General features: G+C 74.6%; 1 pseudogene. It reads right to left on the bottom strand.

Features of this window, described 5'->3' with window-relative positions:
* A pseudogene (locus tag BFN01_RS01435) lies at positions 1–747 on the bottom strand (thioredoxin domain-containing protein); the annotation flags it as partial.
* Between the last annotated feature and the right edge of the window lie 51 nt (positions 748–798).

Here is a 798-nt window from a genome sequence, read left to right as displayed (position 1 = left end):
GCCGTAGGCGAGCGGATGCTGTCGTGCGCGCTCGACGAGCGGGGCGCAGAGCGCCACCGCCTGCTCGCGGTGCTCCTCCCCCGCCCCCAGCAGCCACGCGCTGAGATGCGCGGACGCTCGCGCCGCCGGCCCGGAGGGCAGGTCGCCGTCGCTGTCGTCGCCGACCGCCGCGAGACCGCGCGCGGCCATCACCGGGTCCTCTCTCAGGGGCTGGGCGAGCACGCCGAGTGCCCGCGTCGCCCACTCCGCATCGCCGGTGGCGAGCGCCAGGGCGAGCAGACCGTCGGCGAGCAGGCCGGTGTCGGCGGCGGTCGCGACCGCGGCGGCCGGGATCCCGTCGAGAGACGACCGCACCAGTTCGCCGGCAGCGCCGCGGTTGACGCGCAGCACGTGTTCGGCCGCTGCGGCCGCGGCGTCCACCCACTCCCGCTCCCCCAGCCGCGCGCCGGCTCTGGCCAGCGCGCCGATCGCGAGGCCATTCCAGCCGGTGAGCACCTTGCCGTCGACGGCGGGTGGCTGGAGGGATGCCCGCGCCGCGGCATCCACGCGGTAGTAGCCGCCCTCGCTGCGTCGACCGTCGATCCACGACTCGGAGTCCTGCGCGGCGCCGAACGCACCGCCGTCGCGACGCAGCACGCCGAGGAGGAACTCCGCGATGCCGCGCACGACATCCTCGCGCCCTGCGGCGAGCGCGACATCCATCAGCTGAGCGTTGTCGATCAGCATCCGCTCCTGTCTCTTATACACATCTGACGCTGCCGACGAACTCTAGGGTGTAGGGCTCGGTGGGCGACGGAG

The sequence above is a fragment of the Microbacterium sp. AR7-10 genome (assembly GCF_001878835.1).
Taxonomy (GTDB): domain Bacteria; phylum Actinomycetota; class Actinomycetes; order Actinomycetales; family Microbacteriaceae; genus Microbacterium; species Microbacterium commune.
This window is presented reverse-complemented; position numbering and strand designations above follow the sequence as displayed.